This is a genomic window from Pseudomonas sp. 43(2021) (assembly GCF_017490805.1).
Taxonomy (GTDB): Bacteria; Pseudomonadota; Gammaproteobacteria; order Pseudomonadales; family Pseudomonadaceae; genus Aquipseudomonas.
Genome location: NZ_JAFGYJ010000391.1, coordinates 1 through 479, shown reverse-complemented (window position 1 = coordinate 479; position 479 = coordinate 1). Strand labels below are relative to the sequence as shown.

The following is a 479-nucleotide window of genomic DNA, read 5'->3' as shown; positions in this document are numbered from 1 at the left end:
CTATAGAGGGTTCTTTCAACTTTATTTTGGCTTTGTCGGCCTTACGCTGTTCACGCTTCCGTGCCTCTTCAAATTCCTGCATCGGATGAGTCACGAAATGCTGACGGTACGTTTTGAGCAGCCCTTTATCATTGCTGCTCGCGGCTTGGCCAAGCACGTAGTCGGCATCACGCGCCTGGATGTCCAGCTTTGGGTGTTTTGCCTGCGCAGCTTTTACCATCGCAATCGCGTCATCGGAGAGTTTGCCGCTAGTCCACAATTCGAACTTGTGGCGGATGGTAGCCCACTCGGAGTGCGTTTTTACAAATCCCCTGATCACAGGGATACGTTTATCGAGCCATTTCTCCACCTCGGCATCATCCAACGTGCTGAAGGGATGTATCCCTTTGCATTCAATGAAAACGATTTCATGGCTCGGACGGTGTGCCAGCACGTCGATCTCCGCTTCCGCTCCAATACTATCCTTGACGATCCTGTTC

The 479-nt window shown here is 51.6% G+C and carries 1 pseudogene; it reads right to left on the bottom strand.

Annotation, left to right across the window (positions count from 1 at the left end):
• Positions 1-479, bottom strand: a pseudogene (locus J5M71_RS27795) (hypothetical protein); the annotation flags it as partial.